Here is a 17981-nt window from a genome sequence, read left to right on the forward strand (position 1 = left end):
CAAATACATAGGCTTTGTCCAGTTTGATGGCTCATTATGTTATTTTTGTCGTTCCTTTGCAAAAAGGAGCGACTTTTTTATGCCTTTCAAATAAGAATTTTTCATTATAGAAAATAGGGGGGAAGCAAGTGAAAAAAGATGCCCGTTATTCTTGTTATCCATTTATGCGTGAGAAAGCTTCAACGGTCGATTTTGAAATTCGAACAGATAGCCTGACAACACATCTAGGAGTTGCATTAGCTGCGGTAAAAAAAGAGGATGTTCAAGTTGTTGCTGAGGATTTATTGCTTATGTTACCTATGGCTTATCATGTGAATGGCTCAGTACGTGGGAAATTAGCAGTAACTGAAGAGGATTTATCTTGGTTAAGTGAACGTTATGATTTTTACGTTCGCCATGTGAAGGAAGAGATTCAAAGTTTTGTTTTACCTCAAGGAACAGAGGCTGCTGCAGCCTTACATCTTTGTCGCAGTGAGGCAAAAAAATCATATCGTACTTTACACAAAGTATCAGAAGAACGAGAGGTTCCAGCTATTCTTTTCGATTACCTTGGTTTATTAGCTAATGTATGTTTTGTCATGGCTGTTTTTATGAATCAGCAAGCTGGAATAGCGGAAATACCGTTTATTAGTAAATCCTACCCAATGAAAAAGAAAAAGGAGAATAACAATGAAAAAAGTATTTAATTTCCAATGGCTATCAGTGCTCTTACTTGCACTGGTATTAGCAGGCTGTGGCACTGCTGAAGATACAAAAAATAAAGATGCTTCGCAAGATACACAACAAGCAGAGAAAACAAGCTATAAAGTGACAGATGACCGTGGAGTGGAAATAGAGTTTAAAGAAGTACCAAAAACAGTTGTATCTTTACAACCAAGTAATACTGAAATTTTGTTTGCTTTAGGTGTTGGCGATAAAATTGTAGGAGCAACTGAGTACGATACTTACCCAGAGGAAGCACAAAAAATTGAACGTGTCTCTGATACTACGAACTTTAACAGTGAAAGAATTATAGCGTTAAAGCCAGATGTTGTCATTGCTTATACAATCGGTGATAAGGATGCCCTAAAGCCGCTTGAGGACGCAGGAATTAAAGTGTTTGTTATTCAATCTGCGACTACTTTCGACGATGTTTATGGAGATATCGAACAAATTGCTGCTGTGATGGATGTTCCTGATAAAGGAAATAAATTAAACGAAGAGATTAAAGCGAAAATTGCTGAAGTACAAACGAAGGTGAAGGATGTAAAAACGCCGAAAAATGTTTATTTAGAGGTTAGCCCTAAGCCAGATATATATACAGCAGGCTCTAGCACTTTCCAGCAAGAAATATTAGATGCAGCTAATGTTAATAATGTTTTTTCTGACTTGAATAGCTGGGCAAAAGTGAATGAGGAAGATGTTATTGCGAAAAATCCAGATGTTATTTTAACAACAGTAAACTATACAGAAGATCCAATAGGAGAAATTCTTGGACGAGATGGTTGGAATACTGTGAAAGCTATTCAAAACAAAGCGGTATTGTCCATTGATACAGATATCTCTAATCGACCTGGTCCGCGTATTGGTGAAGCTGTAGAATTAGTAGCGAAGGCTGTGTACCCAGAGTTATTTAAATAAGAAATGTTTCCATGCTAGCTGTCAGCCATTCAGCTAGCATTTTTTATGTGGTTTAAATTATTACCTAGCGTGAAAATTGGAATTAATGTAGTTTGTTCTTTAAAATAAAAGTAAGTATGCTTGATAATCTTAGGAGGTGTAGTGATTGGAGCAATTAGAGACAAAGGTAATTCCATTTGAAGCAGTCTATAATTTCCGAGACATGGGTGGATATAAAACAAAAGATGGGCGTAGGGTAAAGAACGGTTTATTTTACCGCTCAGCTGCCCTTGGAAAAATGACACTGTCGGATAAAGAGCTATTTGAAACGTTAGGGATTAAGACCATTTTTGATTATCGCGATAACAATGAGGCGTATCATAATCCTAACCCAGTGTTCTCGCATGCTCAATATATACAAATCCCAGCGAAGGGTAATCATGCTTTTGAAATGCCAACCAATGCTGGTGGTAGAGATTTCTATAAAGTGGTAAGCCCTGAGATGTTTCGGGATTTTTATGCACAAATGCCTTTTAACAATCTTTCATTTAAAGAGTTAATGCAAACGATTCAAAATCCTAATAATCTAGGTCTTGTACATCATTGCGCAGTTGGTAAGGACCGAACGGGTATTGGAGGAGCACTTATTTTACTAGCTTTAGATGTACCCGTGGAGACTATCATGGAGGATTATTTAGATACTAATATACATTTACGTCCAATGGTAGAACGAATGGCTCAGGCTATTCAGCATCAGTATAATGAGCAAGAACTACAGCAATTTTATGCATTAATGTCCGCCCGTGAAGACTATTTACAAGCAGCATTGGATGCGATGGATCGTCGCTATGGTTCTAAGACTGGGTTTTTAGAGCAGGAATTTGGCCTAACAATTGAAAAACGAGAGCAATTACAATCTTATTGCTTAATTTAAAAATGAGCCCTTTCACACGATGTGAAAGGGATTTTTTATGTGGAAGCACTGTCTTCCTATAAATCTCTTTACAGTCTGAATATTTGTGATAAGATACAATAGATTTTTAAGAAAAAATAGGAGAAGTGAAAGTATTGGCAGACACAATTAAAGAGACAAATAAGTTAAGTCTATTCCATTTAACATGGCCAATCTTCTTAGAAGTTTTTCTATTTATGTTGATGGGACTAGCCGATACTTTTATGCTCAGTGCTTTATCAGATAATGCTGTATCAGGAGTAGGTGCAGCCAATCAATATATCCATATTGCCATCTTGATTCTGGAGGTAGTGGGCAATGGTGCATCTATTGTTGTTTCTCAGTATTTAGGCTCCAAACGCTTTTTTGAAGCGGCCAAGATCTCGGCGTTAGCGGTCACGATGAATTTGGTCGTTGGGCTTTTAATGAGTATTTTATTTTTCTTCTTTGCGAGACATTTAATGACAATGATGAACTTGCAGGGAGAAGTACTCCACTATGCACAAAGTTACTTAGCCATCATTGGGAGTTTTATTTTCCTACAGGCTATTATTAATGCACTCGCTGCAATTATTCGTGTACATGGTTGGACAAAACAAACTATGTACGTTTCGCTTGGCATGAACGTCTTACATGTTGTGCTAAACTACGGTCTTATTTTTGGGAATTTAGGTTTACCAGAGCTTGGTGTGAAAGGAGCGGCTATTTCCTCTGTCATTAGTCGCGGATTAGCCGTCCTAGTATTTTTCTGGTTGCTGTATCAGGTAATGGAAGTGCGCGTAAAGTTACAATATTTTTTTGAGTATTCAAAGGAATATGTGAGAAAAATATTAAACATTGGTTTACCATCTGCGTTTGAACAGGTACTTTATCAATTTTGCCAAATCATCTTTTTATATTATGCGACTTACTTAGGAGCAGAAACACTAGCAGCACGACAATATGCTATGAATATTTCGATGTTTACGTATTTATTTGCAATTGCCATTGGTACAGGAACAGCCATTATTATTGGTCGTCATGTAGGTGCAGGAGAAAAAGATGAGGCGTATCATCAGCTATGGAAAAGTGTTCGTGCAGCATTTGCTTTTACGATTATTATGGTCGCAGTCGTTACGCTATTCCGTAAGCCACTTATGCAGGTATTTACTGATAATCCAGAAGTCATTAAGATTGGGGCATCCGTGTTAGCATTAAGTATTTTGCTAGAGACTGGTCGCACAATGAATATCGTTGTCATTAACTCTTTACGCGCTTCTGGGGATGCTAGATTCCCTGTGAAAATTGGTTTTCTATCAATGGTTTGCATGAGCCTGCCGCTTGGCTATTTATTTGTCTTTGTATTGGATTGGGGCTTGGTCGGAATTTGGCTAGCCATTTCAGCAGATGAATGGGTGCGGGCAATTATCGTATACTTTAGATGGAAAAGTCGTAAATGGGAGCGTTATGCTCTTGTATCACCGAACGACAAAAAGGAGGCATAGAAATGGGCGCATTATCGAAACGTGCTATCGGGGCGGCATTAATGGATCAACATATCACCCTTTTTGCTTGTCCAATCTGTCAGCAATCAATGCATGTCTATGAGCAGGGGAGATTGGTTTGTACTTCTAACCATTCCTTTGATATTGCGAAACAAGGCTATGTCAATATGCTGACACATAACGCCGCTTCTAAATATAGTAAGAGCCTTTTTGAATCCCGCAAGGCTGTTATTGATAGTGGGATTTATGATGCTGTAGAAGCCCGAATCGGTGAGCTTATAAGCTCTGCAAAAACGGTGCTCGATACTGGTTGTGGAGAGGGCTCACATTTAGCTCGCATTATGAATGATAGAGATCATGGTATTGGCGTTGGAATTGACATAGCGAAGGAGGGCATTTTGGCTGCAGCACGTCATTATCCTCAACAAATTTGGTGTGTAGGGGATTTAGCTAAAAGTCCATTTGCTCAAGCGAGTTTCGATGCCATTTTAAATATATTATCGCCAGCAAATTATGAGGAGTTTAAACGACTTCTTACACCGAATGGCTGTCTTGTGAAGGTTGTACCGCAAAGTGGTTATTTGCGGGAACTGCGTGCTCAATTATATGCAGATTCAAACAAGGAAACTTACTCTAATGAACAAATTGTAGCTCGTTTTCAAGATAGTTTTCGTGAGGTAAACGTAGAACGCGTAACGTATACTTTACCGCTTTCAGAAGGGCTAGTACCCGCGCTATTAGAGATGACACCAATGGGGTGGCATAAAGCAGAACAAACAGCCGTTGAACTAAATCAAATCACGATTGATGTGGATCTATTAGTAGGGAAGGTTTAAGTTGGTCACCTGCAATTGCAGTATACTGGTCTTTTCGATTACAATGGGAATAACTATTGAATAAGGTAGGAATGTAACAGTGTATAAACTAGCAGCAAATGTTGTCAAAGTAATATTAAAATTAATGGGTTCAAAGGCTCGTGTATACGGAGAAGAAAACTTGCCGAAAGAGGGTGGGTTTATTATAGCTTGTACACATACTGGCTATGTGGATATTTTAAACCTTGGTGTAGCCATGTACCCTCGTGAAATTCACTTTATGGCGAAGAAGCAATTATTTGAAATGAAAGGGCTTGGCTGGCTTGTTAAGCATTTAAATGCTTTTCCGGTAGACCGTGATAATCCTGGACCAAGCGTGATTAAAATTCCTTCGCAGTTATTGAAGGAAGGTAAAATTGTAGGGATTTTCCCCTCTGGGACACGTAGTGCAGAAGGAACAGATTTAAAACAAGGGGCTATTACCATTGCACAGTTGGCAAAGGCGCAAATTGTTCCAGCTGCTTATGTTGGTGCACGTAATGTGGGTGATGTAATGAAGCGAGGCAAAGGCTATTTAATTTATGGTGAGCCTTTTTATGTAACAGGCAAGGGTAAAGAAGGTCGTGAGCAGTTTACTCAACACCTTGAGCATGAATTAGTTGCTCTAACAGAAGAACTACAGAAACGTATTCCCGTAAAATAAAAGCAAACGGCACTCAGAATCAAATTGATTTTGAGTGCTTTGTTGTAGGAGGAAAATAAAATGATTCGAGTACTTTTCGTATGTTTAGGTAATATCTGTCGCTCACCCATGGCTGAGGCGGTCATGCGCGACATGGTGAAGAAAGAGCATTTAGAAGATAAAATTGAAGTGGATTCCGCTGCTACTAGCTCATGGCATATTGGCGAACCTCCACATAGAGGTACACAGGATAAGCTTAGGGAATATGGTATTTCTACAATAGATATGCAAGGTCGACAATTACAAAAGTCTGATTTTGAAAAGTTTGCTTATATTATTGGAATGGATGAAAGCAATATTCGTAATATCCGCACAATACTAGGCAATCCAAACTCGCCAAAGATTTTTCGTTTTTTAGATTTAACAGCGCATCGTAAGGATGTCCCGGATCCTTATTATACAGGTGATTTTCAGGAAACCTATGAATTGGTGCAAGAAGGCTGTCGGGCATTGCTAGCAAAAATTAAACAAGAGCTGTTGTAAGATGGCGCTAAAATCGTAAATTTTAACAGCCATTTTTTTAGAAAAATGCTACCTTAAACATTGGTATATCTAGCTTTGTAAGCATCATTGTGTTATTATTTGCAGAGTAAAGATACGATAAGTATTTAATTACCATTTACAGATATACAACTGTGTATCTATTATTTTTATAAATTTATCTTTTGAAAGAGAGTGGAAACAATGGGTCGTAAGTGGAACAATATTAAAGAAAAGAAAGCGTCTAAAGATCAAAGCACAAGCCGTATTAATGCAAAATTTGGGCGAGAAATTTATGTGGCAGCTAAATCAGGCGAACCAGATCCAGAGTCAAACCGTGCACTTAAAGTAGTGCTTGAACGCGCAAAAACATACAGTGTTCCAAAACATATTATAGAAAAAGCCATTGATAAAGCAAAAGGTGGCGGTGATGAAAGCTTTGATGAATTACGTTATGAAGGCTTTGGACCAGCCGGCACAATGATTATCGTGGATGCTTTAACAAACAATGTAAATCGTACAGCATCAGATGTACGTGCAGCATTTGGTAAAAATAACGGCAATATGGGTGTCAGTGGATCTGTAGCTTATATGTTCGATTCAACAGCAGTTATTGGCTTAGAAGGTAAAACCGCTGATGAAGTACTAGAGATTTTAATGGAAGCTGATATTGATGCTCGCGATATTCTAGAAGAGGAAGAAGCGGTAATTATTTATGCAGAGCCAGACCAATTCTTTGCGACACAAGAAGCATTAAAGGCTGCGGGCGTAGAAGAATTTACAGTAGCAGAGCTTTCTATGTTGCCTCAAACAGAAGTGACTTTAACTGGCGACGATGTAGCGAAGTTTGAAAAACTAATTGATGCATTAGAAGATTTAGAAGATGTACAAAATGTTTTCCACAATGCAGATTTAGGCGAATAAATATTAACAAAATGAGTAAACCAGTAGCATTTAAGCTACTGGTTTTTAATTAGGGAGGAAAACGATGCAGACTGCTTTAGCCATTATTTTATTTTTAGTCACATTATTTTTTGTCATAGTGCAACCACGAAAACTATCAATTGGCTGGTCAGCCTGTATAGGAGCAGCTATTGCGCTATTAATAGGTGTAGTAACCTGGCAGGATGTGTTAGAGGTAACGGGGATTGTTTGGAATGCAACGCTATCATTTATTGGTATTATTTTAATTTCACTCATCTTAGATGAAATTGGCTTTTTCGAATGGGCTGCTCTACATATGGCACGACTTGCAAAGGGAAGTGGAATTCGCTTATTTGTTTATATTAGTTGCCTTGGAGCTGTTGTATCGGCTTTGTTTGCGAACGATGGGGGTGCTTTAATTCTAACGCCGATCGTTTTAGCGATGGTGAGAAAACTGAACTTGAGTGAAAAAATGATCTTTCCATTTATTATTGCAAGTGGATTTATAGCAGATACAACCTCGTTACCGTTCGTTATTAGCAATTTAACGAATATCGTATCCGCTGACTTTTTCGATATAGGCTTTATAGATTATGCAGTTCATATGCTTGTACCGAATTTCTTTTCGTTAGTGGCAAGTATAGTAGTACTTTACATTGTTTTTCGCCGTTCCATACCACAACATTATTCTCTTGAGGCCGTTGAGCAACCAAGTCAGGCAATCCGAGATCCCAAATTATTTTCGATCGCTTGGTATGTAATTGGGATTCTATTAGTGGGCTTCGTAGCTGGTGAGGTTTTACACATCCCTGTATCTTTTATTTTATGTGGGGTCGCTGCAATATTCTTATGGCTAGCACAGCGTAGCTCTGTGGTAGATACAAAAAGAGTTGTAAAAGGAGCGCCATGGAGTATTGTGTTCTTCTCAATTGGCATGTATGTGGTTGTCTATGGGTTAAAAAATGTAGGGATGACAGGAATGTTAGCAAATTTATTTGAACTTGCTATACAACAGGGCTTCGTAGTAGCAACGATGACAATGGGATTTGTCGCTGCCATTTTGTCTGCTGTCATGAACAATTTACCTACTGTTATGATAGATGCTTTGGCGATTTCAGAAACCAGCGCATCGGGCATGATGAAAGAGGGACTGATTTATGCAAATATAATTGGTACGAATTTAGGTCCAAAAATGACACCGATTGGTTCACTGGCAACATTGCTATGGCTTCATATATTAGCCCAGAAAGGCATTAAAATTAGCTGGGGACAATATTTTAAAATCGGTGTTATTCTTACCATCCCGACACTGTTCGTCACTTTAATTGCATTAATTATTTGGATATGCTTAATATCATAGATTTATTGTCGAAATAGTTGAAAAAATAGTACAATAGGAACTATTAAGATATTAGTATATCAGTATATTAAAGGAGGAAAGTATGCGAGCGACAGGCAAATTAAGCAATAAAATAGTGTTAATGTCATTGGTAATGTTAGTGGCTTTGTTATCTTTTTTCGTTATAACAACTATCTACACAGCAAAATCATCTGTTAATAAAACCATGGGAACACAGGCAGTTGCAGTTGCTGAGAATATTGCAAAACATCTAAATGCTGCTGAATATGAACAACTCTCAAAGGAACCAAAAGAATCTGAGTTATATTGGCGACTTCGAGAAGAGCTCAACGAATTACGTGAAATAAATGGTGTTCTCTATGCCTATACTTTCGCAGTACCACAGGAAGATAAAAAGGTACGTTTTTTAGTGGACGGTATGCCAGCAGATGATCAAGAAAATGCTGGAGCTATAGGAGATGAGTCCTCCACCACATACTACAAGGATATTGAAAAGGTAAAGAATACAGGAAGTTATTATTCCGCTATTTTACATAGTGATTTTGGAGATTATTTATCTGGTACTGTTCCATTAAAGGATGAGGCAGGGAATACTGTTGCCTTTGTTGGGGTCGATATAGAAGCAACAGAGGTAAGCAATGTTGCGAATGCCGTATTAACGGCTATTTTACCTGCATTAATTATTGTCATATTAGCTTTAACAGGTATTGTTATGTTCATCCTATATCGTTATATTAATGGAGCGTTAAAACCTCTTGCACATTTAGGTGATGCAGCACAAAGTTTTGCTCAAGGTGATATTGCTAAGGCAACGATAGCAGTGGAGAAAATCCAGCTAAAAGGAGCAAATGAAATTACAATATTTGCACAATCCTTCAGAGAATCACTACAAAAATTAAAAGAAACTTTCCATACGATTCAACAACGCACATTTGCTTTACAAAATGTTGTTCAAAAAATTGATGAGACTTCTCAGCATGTGGAAGAATCAAACGCTCAAATTGCAGATCGAATTATTGAAATTGCTGCTGGTAGTGAGCAACAGCAGCAAAATAATCAAGAGGTTGTATTAACTATGAATGAGATGTCGATTGGTATTCAACGACTGGCTGATACAACTTCAGAAATTGCAGAGTCATCATCAGCAATGACGGGACTTGTGGAAACAAGTGTTAGTCATTCTCAAGAAGTTGTATCTCAAATTCAAAACGTAGAATCTTCTGTTTTACGTACGGCTAATCATGTCGAGGAAATGGGTGATAAGTTCCGATCAATTGAAGAGATGGTGACCATCATTACGAGTATTGCGGATCAAACCAACCTACTAGCTTTAAACGCGGCAATAGAAGCAGCTAGAGCAGGAGAAGCTGGTAAAGGATTTGCGGTCGTGGCAGATGAAGTTCGTAAACTTGCAGAGATGTCTAAAGCATCTGCTGACGAAATACACATGCATTTAGAAAGCTTTAAGAAAATTACTGATCGAGCGTTACAAGAGATGGCTAGTAGTACCATAGATGTACAGGCAGGCAATAAAGCAGTGCAACACATAGGTGAAAGTCTAGAGAAAATATTGCAATCTGTCCTTGAGGTGAATAATAAAATTCAAGATGACTCTGCTGTCATTGAAGAAATGTCAGCAGGCTCTGAGGAAGTATTAGCTACTACCGAACAGATGAATGCTATTGCGAAGCATAGTGTCCTAGGAACAAAGGAAGTAGCAACTGCCTCAGATTTACAAGTAACGATGGTTTCTGAATTAAATGAAGTTGTAACAATATTAGATCAAACATCGAAAGAGGTTATAGAAACGATTAATACATTTAAATTATGATTAGTTTAGAACTATTTCTCTATAAGCTTATGTCTTGTGGAGAAATAGTTCTTTTTATTTTTGGCATTTAAAAATTTAACTGGAGATTAGCATAAAACAAACCATATTAAGGGAAATAAGAAAATAATTTGTGCTTTACCCATTGTGAAAACTTTCAAACCATAACATAATATAAAGTAATATATTGTTGAACGAAGAAAATAGGGGGGGCTAAAGTATGAAGTTTTTACGTTCAATACAGGGGAAATTGATTATTATTTCATTGGCACTACTAATTATTCCAAGTTTAATAATTGGTATAGTTAGTTATGGTAAGGCTAAGAATGGGATGGAGGATATAGGAGAACAGGTACTTTACAATAGTGTTGAATCTGCTTTGCAATTAATCGAGCTCGCAAACGAGAGTGTTGAAAAGGGTGACATACCCTTAGAGGTTGCACAGGAACGAGTAAGAGAAGCATTTCTTGGTCCGAAAGATAGCGAAGGAAAACGGCCTATTAATTATCCGGGTGATTTAGGGGAATATGGCTATATCTATGTGTTGGATGATAAGGGAACATTAACAACACATCCAACACGAGAAGGAGATAATCTTTGGAATGATCAAGATAGCAGTGGCAATTACTTTATTCGAGAAGTAACTGAAAAGGCACTTGATGGTGGTGGTTTTACACAATATGAATTTGAACTACCAGGTCAGGATGTCTTAGCGGATAAAATTATTTATTCTGAGAAAGATCCACATTGGGGATGGATTATTGCATCAGGTACATATATGCAGGATTTTAATGCAGAGGCGAATTCTTTATTGCTAGTAATTGGTTTGACATTAGTAGGTGCCATAATTATTGGGACAATCGTTGTCATTCTTGTATCAAGACATCTGGCATTACCAGTTCAAAAATTATCTAAACGTGTACGTGAAGTAGCAAAAGGGAATTTAACGGTTGAAATTGAGCATTTACAGCGCTCGGATGAAATAGGACAGTTAAATGATGGCTTTAATGAAATGGTACAACAACTTAAAACACTTATTTCAGATGTGGAGGAAGCGATTGTAGAAATACAATCAACTTCAGCAAATTTAACCGCAGTAGCTGAAGAGACAAATGCCTATGGTGATGAAATCGTCAAAGCAATCAATGAAGTATCCAAGGGTGCAGTCAAGCAAGCATCTGATGCAGAGGATACAAACCGAACGGCTATCGAGTTTGCGCAGCAAATAGAAGGATTGCATGATAAAAATGAATTAATGTTAGATGCCTCACAGCATATGAAAAAATCAAATGAAGAAGGCCTAGTCAATTTAGAAAGCTTAAAGGATAAGTCGCGGGAGTCTTCAACTCTCGTTCAGAATATTCAGTCTGTATTTGGTAGTCTAATTGTCAAGGTACGTGAAATTGAAGGCATCGTGGGGACGATTACGGAGATTTCAGATCAAACGAATTTACTTGCACTTAATGCCTCTATTGAAGCAGCAAGAGCGGGTGAACATGGTAAAGGATTCGCAGTTGTCGCGGAAGAGGTACGTAAACTTGCTGATCAAACCTCTGTAGCAACTGAGCTAGTACGCACGACGCTAAAAGGCATTGAAAGTGAAACAAACTTAGTCAATGGAGAAATGCAGAAAACCCATATCATTGTAAGTCAACAAAATGATTCTGTCATGGTAACAGAATCATCCTTTAAAGAAATTAAATTAGCTGTTGAAAAAATCATAGCCATTATAGGCGATACAACAGATAGCGTAGAATATTTAAATAGCTCTAAGAATACGATTATGCAATCGATTGAAAGCATTGCGATGATTAGTGAAAAGAATGCTGCTGCGTCTGAAGAGGTAACAGCATCTGTAGATGAGCAACAACGCGCAATACAACTCGTTAGCGAATCTTCCAATGATTTAACTGATGAAATATCTGCCTTACAGGAGTCTATTAAACGATTTATATTGAGATAATATCTTTCAGGGTGCTTGCTTAACAAGCATCCTTTTCTTTTTATCATCGTTAATAAAAGGTAAAGGAGGAATGATTTGTGAGAAGGTGGCTGATGACAATTGGTGTTATTTTAATCAGTATTGGAATCGTTCTTTATATTTGGCTGGGAAAAGAAATTGATCAGGGTATGGAACCGAATGCCAATGGTTCAGCTGATTATATGATTATATTGGGAGCAAAAGTAAGGCCAGGTGGTGTACCATCGCTTTCATTAAAAAGTAGATTAGAGGTGGCTGTTCCATACTTAACAAAATACCCACATGTTAAGGTCATTGTGTCAGGTGGACAAGGACCTGATGAAGATCGTACAGAGGCATCTGTAATGCAAGACTATTTGGAACAGCATGGCATCGATGCCGCGAGAATTATCATAGAAGATCAATCTACATCTACTTATGAAAATTTAGTATTCTCTAAAGAATTATTACCACAAGAAACAAAGAAAATTACCATCGTTTCAAATGACTTTCATTTGAAACGTGCAAAATATCTTGCTGAATCGTTAGATTTTGAAGTAGATGTTCTATCGGCAAGAACACCCAAATCAGTAGAGGCAAAATTAAGAATAAGAGAAAGAGCTGCGTTATTAAAAACATATATTGTGGGCTATTAAAACAACAACGCCATTATATTTAGGAACCGCTTCTTTCTCAAAAAAATCATGGAACAGAAAAGAGATAATTGTTTCTTAATAGATTCTATTTGGCATATAATAGAAATATTACGGGGTATAGGACAGAAAGAGGGGACTTTAATGACAACGTTTAAAGAATATCAATACAGCCGTCCAAATGTGGCATCAATGAAAGAGCAGCAGTTAGCACTCATTGAGCAATTTAAACAAGCACAATCGATGGACGAGCAAAGTAATATCATTGAAAAGCACAATGCAATTAGTAATGACTTTGCGACAATGGCTAATTTAGTATATATTCGTGCTTCAATCGATACGAACGATGAATTTTATCAAGCAGAACGTGATTATTTCGATGAAGTAGGTCCTGAGCTAGAAGAAGTAACGACGGAATACTATAAAGCTCTAATTGATTCACCATTTCGTGAGCAATTAGAAGAAAAATGGGGACAACAATTATTTGATCTAGCAACTTATCAAATTAAAGGCTTCTCACCAGAAGTTATTGATTTGATGCAAAAAGAAAACAGACTTGTTTCTGAGTACAATAAGCTTGTTGCATCTGCACAAATTGACTTTAATGGGGAAACATTAACACTCGCTCAACTTGGTCCGTTTGCAGAGTCAACGGATCGAGAAACACGTAAGGCAGCAACGGATGCTCGCTTTGGCTTCTTTGCACAGCATGAAGATGAATTCGATCGTTTATATGATGAACTTGTCAAGGTACGCCATGAAATTGCGATTAAACTCGGCTATAACAACTATGTTGACCTAGGCTATATTCGTATGAATCGGATTGATTACAATGCTGATATGGTTAAAAAATTCCGTGATCAGGTACGTGATTTAATTGTGCCTGTTGCAACGAAGCTTTACGAGCGTCAGGCAAAGCGAATTGGCATTGAAGATTTCAAATTTTATGATGAAGCACTTAACTTCTTATCAGGTAATGCTACACCAAAAGGGAATCCTGAGTGGATTGTAGCAAACGGTAAAAAAATGTATGAGGAACTTTCACCTGAAACAGGAGAGTTCTTTAATTTCATGATTGACCATGACTTAATGGATCTTGTAGCGAAGAAAGGGAAAGAAAGTGGCGGTTATTGTACGTTTATTGAAAACTATCATTCCCCATTCATTTTCTCAAATTTTAACGGTACTTCAGGTGACATCGATGTATTAACACATGAAGCTGGACATGCTTTCCAAGTTTATTCAAGTCGTAACATTGGCATTCCTGAGTATTTATGGCCTACCTACGAATCTTGTGAAATTCACTCGATGAGTATGGAATTCTTTACTTGGCCTTGGATGGAGCTGTTCTTTGAAGGTGATACAGAGAAATATAAATTTACACATTTAAGTAGTGGTCTTTTATTCTTACCATATGGTGTGGCAGTAGATGAGTTCCAGCATGTTATTTATGAAAATCCAACAATGACTCCTGCTGAACGTAAAGCTGCATGGAAAAAAATTGAGGAAACGTATTTACCACACCGTGACTATGATCATAACAGCTACCTAGAGGCTGGGGGCATTTGGCAACGTCAAGCTCACATCTATGCAAGTCCGTTCTACTACATTGATTACACGTTAGCGCAAATTTGTGCCTTCCAATTCTGGAAACGTTCACGTGAAGAATTTGAAGCGGCTTGGAAAGACTATATTCATCTTTGTGGTTTAGGTGGCTCTATGTCCTTTACAAAGCTTGTAAAAGAGGCAGGTTTAATCTCGCCATTTGAGGATGGCTGTGTTGAATCGGTTATTGGAGAAATTGAGACATTCTTAAATTCCATAGATGATTCTTCTCTATAATTGATGACTTAAATTCGTTTCACTTCCACGATAACTATTATTGGGGAAGTGAGCGAATTTTTTAGTTTGTCAGAGGAGTTCTGTAAAAAAATACTAGGATACTTGCGAAATGGTTAATATATCAGTAGTATTTTCAGTAACTGCTATTAAAGGAAGTGAAAGAAAGTGACAAGGAAAGTTTGGTTTCAAGTAGGGGTAGGGATACTACTTACACTATTAATCATTAAATATTTTATAGAAATTCATTGGATTTTTTCACCGCTTGTCATCATATTAAAAGCCATTTTTGTGCCTTTACTACTTGGTGGTGTTCTCTATTATGTGACGGAACCAATTCAGAGATTTTTAGAAAAACGTAGATTTCCTCGATGGGGAAGTATATTGACGATTGTGTTCGGACTAATAGCAATGGTAGGTATTTTTGGCTGGATTATTGGTAACCCGATTGCCGAGCAGGTCAATAAATTAGTGAAAAATGCCCCTATGATTAGTACGAGTATTAGTACGAGCATCCAGCAATTAACAGACTATGTAACGCAAAATAAGGATAACTTCCCTGAGCAATTAAATGATGTTATCGAAAAAATGGCGAATTCGGTTCAAGATATTGCAGTAGTGGCGAGTAAAGGTTTTGTGTCCTTTTTACAATCCATTGTATCTGTGTCGTTATTAGCCATTTTAATTCCGTTCTTCTTTATTTTTATGCTGAAGGATCATGAGAAGTTTGCTCCATCCATCTATAAATATTTCAGTGGTGAACGTCAGCAATGGGTAAAGAAAACGTTAAGTGAAATTGATGATGTATTACGTACCTACATTCAGGGCCAACTGCAAATTAGTTTTTTATTAGCACTAATAATGTATGTAGGCTATTTAATTATCGGATTAGACTATTCGTTATTACTAGTGATTTTTGCATTCTTTATGAATATGATTCCATTTATCGGGCCTTGGATTGCCTTTGCGCCAGCCCTGATTGTGGCAGTTATTCAAGATCCAATTTTAGTGGTGTGGGTTTCGGTTGTGACGCTGGTTGCTCAGCAAATAGACAGCAACTTTATTACACCTAATGTCATGGGGAAATCACTTGATATCCACCCCCTTACCGTTATTACAATTATTTTAGCGGCAGGTAATATAGCAGGTTTTATTGGTATTATTATCGCTGTACCATTTTATGCAGTCTTAAAGGTTATCGTATCCAATATTTATGATCAACGTAATGCAATTAAGAAAAAAGCGACGAAGTCAGTATAGGAGTCGAAACAATGGAACAAGAAATTGTAAAGGTATTTAATGAACAGCATGAGCAAATTGGGACAGCTACGAGAGCGGAAGTGCATGAAAAGGGGCTTTGGCATGAGACTTTTCATTGCTGGCTTGTAAATGAAGACTATATTTATTTTCAAGTACGTAGTTCACAGAAAAAGGATTATCCAGGGTTACTCGATATTACAGCAGCAGGACATCTTTTAGCGATTGAGACAGTAGAGTCAGGCATTCGAGAAGTAAAAGAAGAATTGGGACTTAATATTGATGTCCATGAAGTTGTCAAAATGGGCATGACATCTTGTAGTATCGTTTCTGAAAATATGATCGACAATGAATTTTGCCATGTCTACATATATCCTTTCAAGCATGATTGGGATTCCTTTGCTTTGCAGTATGAAGAAGTATCGGGTGTAGTTAGAGCGAGGCTAATTGAGGCGGAGGCTTTCTTCTTGGGAGAAACGACGACACTTAATATTGAAGGGTATGAATATTTCCCTGATGGTCAACGTGTGAGAATTGTCAGACCAGTAGGTACTGCACAATTTGTTCCTTATCGGGAATTGTATGTTGCACAGGTGATAAAATTCACACGTGAAAAAATATTTAATCAAACCTCATAAGTTTAAATAGGATAAGCTATAATATTAGCTTGTCCTATTTTCTTGCGCAAAAATGATTTACAAACGACACGATATAATAGGAAAAAATGAGTTATACTGTTAGATAGATTGTAAAGAAAAGGAGCATTTTTTATATGCTAACATTTGAACAAAAACAAGCGATTATTGAATCGTTTTCTGAGCTAACAAAAAAAGAAATTTCTTTAAAGCGCCTAAATTATCATTACATGGACAGTCTTTACGAAAAGACGATTGTAGTTGAGAAATTACATCCAAACGGCAATGGCTTTGTCTTTGTAGGAGATTTATTACGCTATGAGAATGAGGCTAATGATAAAGGATTAGTAAATATCCGCGATTACGATGAACAACAACTTCGTGAAATTATTGAAGACGCAATCCAATATTTATCTGAAGAAGTAGAAGAGCAGGAGCCAATTGTAGAGATTTGGCATAGTCGCGATGGTAGTCAGTTACAGCTAGCTTTTGAGCAACGTTCGTGGAACGTGTATCATGGAGACAATCTGGAAGAGGCATTTGGTACGTATGAGGCAGCAAAGGAATATTTACTAGAAGAAGGCTTTCGTACAAAGAAATAAGAAATACGGGGGATCATGATAGATGAACGGAAAAAAATTAGTGGGAATTGTTATTGTTGTTGTGATTGCGGCATGTTTATTTTCAGTTTATACCATTACTAATTTTTATAAAAATCACGAAGAACAGCCAAATCGTGAAAATCGTGAAATTAATAAGTCAAAGAGCTTGAATTTAATTTTGCCACAGGCTACAATTATCTCGAATTCAAGATAATTGAGAGGTGACTGTCAGTGCAACATATTTTTTATAAAGGTACAGACGAAACGAAGCCGACATTATTATTGCTACATGGTACAGGTGGTAATGAGGAAAGTCTTATTGGGCTGGCAAAAGAAATAGATGAAACAGCCAATATTTTAAGTGTTCGCGGAAATGTACTTGAGCATGGAATGCCACGATTTTTCCGCCGATTAGCCGAAGGTGTCTTTGATATTGAGGATTTAATCTTTCGTACAAAGGAGCTTCATGAATTTTTAAAGACGTCAGCACAGCAATATGGCTTTGATCGCCAACGAATTGTAGCAATAGGATATTCGAATGGTGCTAATATTGCAGCAAGCTTATTATTCCACTACGATGATGCGTTAGCAGGAGCTATTTTGCATCACCCAATGGTACCAAGACGTGGTATTGAATTACCGCAACTTTCTCCAACACCTGTGTTTATCGGTGCGGGTACGAATGATCCGATGTGTACAGCACAGGAATCTGAGGATTTAGAAACCCTTTTAAGTTCTGCAGGCGCAACAGTAACGACGAAATGGTTTAATTTTGGTCATCAACTAACAATGCCGGAAGTACAAGCTGCAAAAGAATGGTATAAAAGCATCTACGCTTAATTGAAAAATCC

General features: G+C 37.4%; 18 protein-coding genes. All 18 read left to right on the forward strand.

Annotated features, from left to right (window positions below; translation table 11 throughout):
• Positions 1–128: 128 nt before the first annotated feature.
• The 18 genes from C7B89_RS03045 (at position 129) to C7B89_RS03130 (ending at position 17970) form a co-directional block, all read left to right on the forward strand.
• Complete coding sequence (locus tag C7B89_RS03045) at positions 129–686, forward strand: hypothetical protein (protein ID WP_004231886.1); 558 nt, start codon at positions 129–131, stop codon at positions 684–686.
• Positions 670–1620 (forward strand): ABC transporter substrate-binding protein, encoded by a 951-nt coding sequence (locus C7B89_RS03050; RefSeq protein WP_103118915.1) that lies wholly within the window; start codon positions 670–672, stop codon positions 1618–1620. Before C7B89_RS03045 ends, C7B89_RS03050 begins: the two co-directional genes overlap by 17 nt.
• A gap of 145 nt (positions 1621–1765) precedes the next feature.
• Positions 1766–2533 carry a tyrosine-protein phosphatase gene (locus tag C7B89_RS03055; protein WP_048394158.1) on the forward strand — a complete coding sequence of 256 codons (768 nt, stop codon included), beginning with the start codon at positions 1766–1768 and terminating at the stop codon, positions 2531–2533.
• A 134-nt stretch (positions 2534–2667) separates the two neighbouring features.
• Complete coding sequence (locus tag C7B89_RS03060; protein WP_103118914.1) at positions 2668–4035, forward strand: MATE family efflux transporter; 1368 nt, start codon at positions 2668–2670, stop codon at positions 4033–4035.
• A 2-nt stretch (positions 4036–4037) separates the two neighbouring features.
• Entirely contained in the window at positions 4038–4871 is an 834-nt protein-coding gene (locus tag C7B89_RS03065; RefSeq protein ID WP_115673146.1) for a putative RNA methyltransferase, read from the forward strand.
• Positions 4872–4950: 79 nt separating this feature from the next.
• The gene (locus C7B89_RS03070) at positions 4951–5553 is read left to right on the forward strand and encodes a lysophospholipid acyltransferase family protein (RefSeq protein ID WP_048394163.1); all 603 of its coding nucleotides are present in this window, start codon (positions 4951–4953) and stop codon (positions 5551–5553) included.
• Positions 5554–5613: 60 nt separating this feature from the next.
• Positions 5614–6075, forward strand: a complete 462-nt coding sequence (locus C7B89_RS03075) for a low molecular weight protein-tyrosine-phosphatase (RefSeq protein WP_066037998.1) — start codon at positions 5614–5616, stop codon at positions 6073–6075.
• A gap of 201 nt (positions 6076–6276) precedes the next feature.
• Positions 6277–6996 carry a YebC/PmpR family DNA-binding transcriptional regulator gene (locus tag C7B89_RS03080; protein ID WP_004231899.1) on the forward strand — a complete coding sequence of 240 codons (720 nt, stop codon included), beginning with the start codon at positions 6277–6279 and terminating at the stop codon, positions 6994–6996.
• A 64-nt stretch (positions 6997–7060) separates the two neighbouring features.
• Complete coding sequence (locus tag C7B89_RS03085) at positions 7061–8356, forward strand: arsenic transporter (protein WP_103118911.1); 1296 nt, start codon at positions 7061–7063, stop codon at positions 8354–8356.
• Between the two features lie 82 nt (positions 8357–8438).
• The gene (locus tag C7B89_RS03090) at positions 8439–10187 is read left to right on the forward strand and encodes a methyl-accepting chemotaxis protein (protein ID WP_054549626.1); all 1749 of its coding nucleotides are present in this window, start codon (positions 8439–8441) and stop codon (positions 10185–10187) included.
• Between the two features lie 217 nt (positions 10188–10404).
• Complete coding sequence (locus C7B89_RS03095; protein ID WP_054549625.1) at positions 10405–12147, forward strand: methyl-accepting chemotaxis protein; 1743 nt, start codon at positions 10405–10407, stop codon at positions 12145–12147.
• Between the two features lie 77 nt (positions 12148–12224).
• The gene (locus tag C7B89_RS03100; protein ID WP_054549624.1) at positions 12225–12800 is read left to right on the forward strand and encodes a YdcF family protein; all 576 of its coding nucleotides are present in this window, start codon (positions 12225–12227) and stop codon (positions 12798–12800) included.
• Positions 12801–12941: 141 nt separating this feature from the next.
• Entirely contained in the window at positions 12942–14639 is a 1698-nt protein-coding gene (locus C7B89_RS03105; RefSeq protein ID WP_054549623.1) for a M3 family oligoendopeptidase, read from the forward strand.
• Between the two features lie 165 nt (positions 14640–14804).
• On the forward strand, positions 14805–15896 hold the full coding sequence (locus tag C7B89_RS03110; RefSeq protein ID WP_048394176.1) for an AI-2E family transporter: 1092 nt from the start codon (positions 14805–14807) through the stop codon (positions 15894–15896).
• Between the two features lie 11 nt (positions 15897–15907).
• Entirely contained in the window at positions 15908–16531 is a 624-nt protein-coding gene (locus C7B89_RS03115; protein WP_054549622.1) for an NUDIX hydrolase, read from the forward strand.
• A 134-nt stretch (positions 16532–16665) separates the two neighbouring features.
• The gene (locus C7B89_RS03120) at positions 16666–17130 is read left to right on the forward strand and encodes a hypothetical protein (protein ID WP_004231915.1); all 465 of its coding nucleotides are present in this window, start codon (positions 16666–16668) and stop codon (positions 17128–17130) included.
• 22 nt (positions 17131–17152) lie between these two features.
• On the forward strand, positions 17153–17344 hold the full coding sequence (locus C7B89_RS03125; RefSeq protein WP_004231917.1) for a hypothetical protein: 192 nt from the start codon (positions 17153–17155) through the stop codon (positions 17342–17344).
• Positions 17345–17361: 17 nt separating this feature from the next.
• Positions 17362–17970 carry an alpha/beta hydrolase gene (locus C7B89_RS03130; RefSeq protein WP_054549621.1) on the forward strand — a complete coding sequence of 203 codons (609 nt, stop codon included), beginning with the start codon at positions 17362–17364 and terminating at the stop codon, positions 17968–17970.
• Positions 17971–17981: the final 11 nt, after the last annotated feature.

The organism is Lysinibacillus capsici, from assembly GCF_003367505.1.
GTDB lineage: Bacteria > Bacillota > Bacilli > Bacillales_A > Planococcaceae > Lysinibacillus > Lysinibacillus capsici.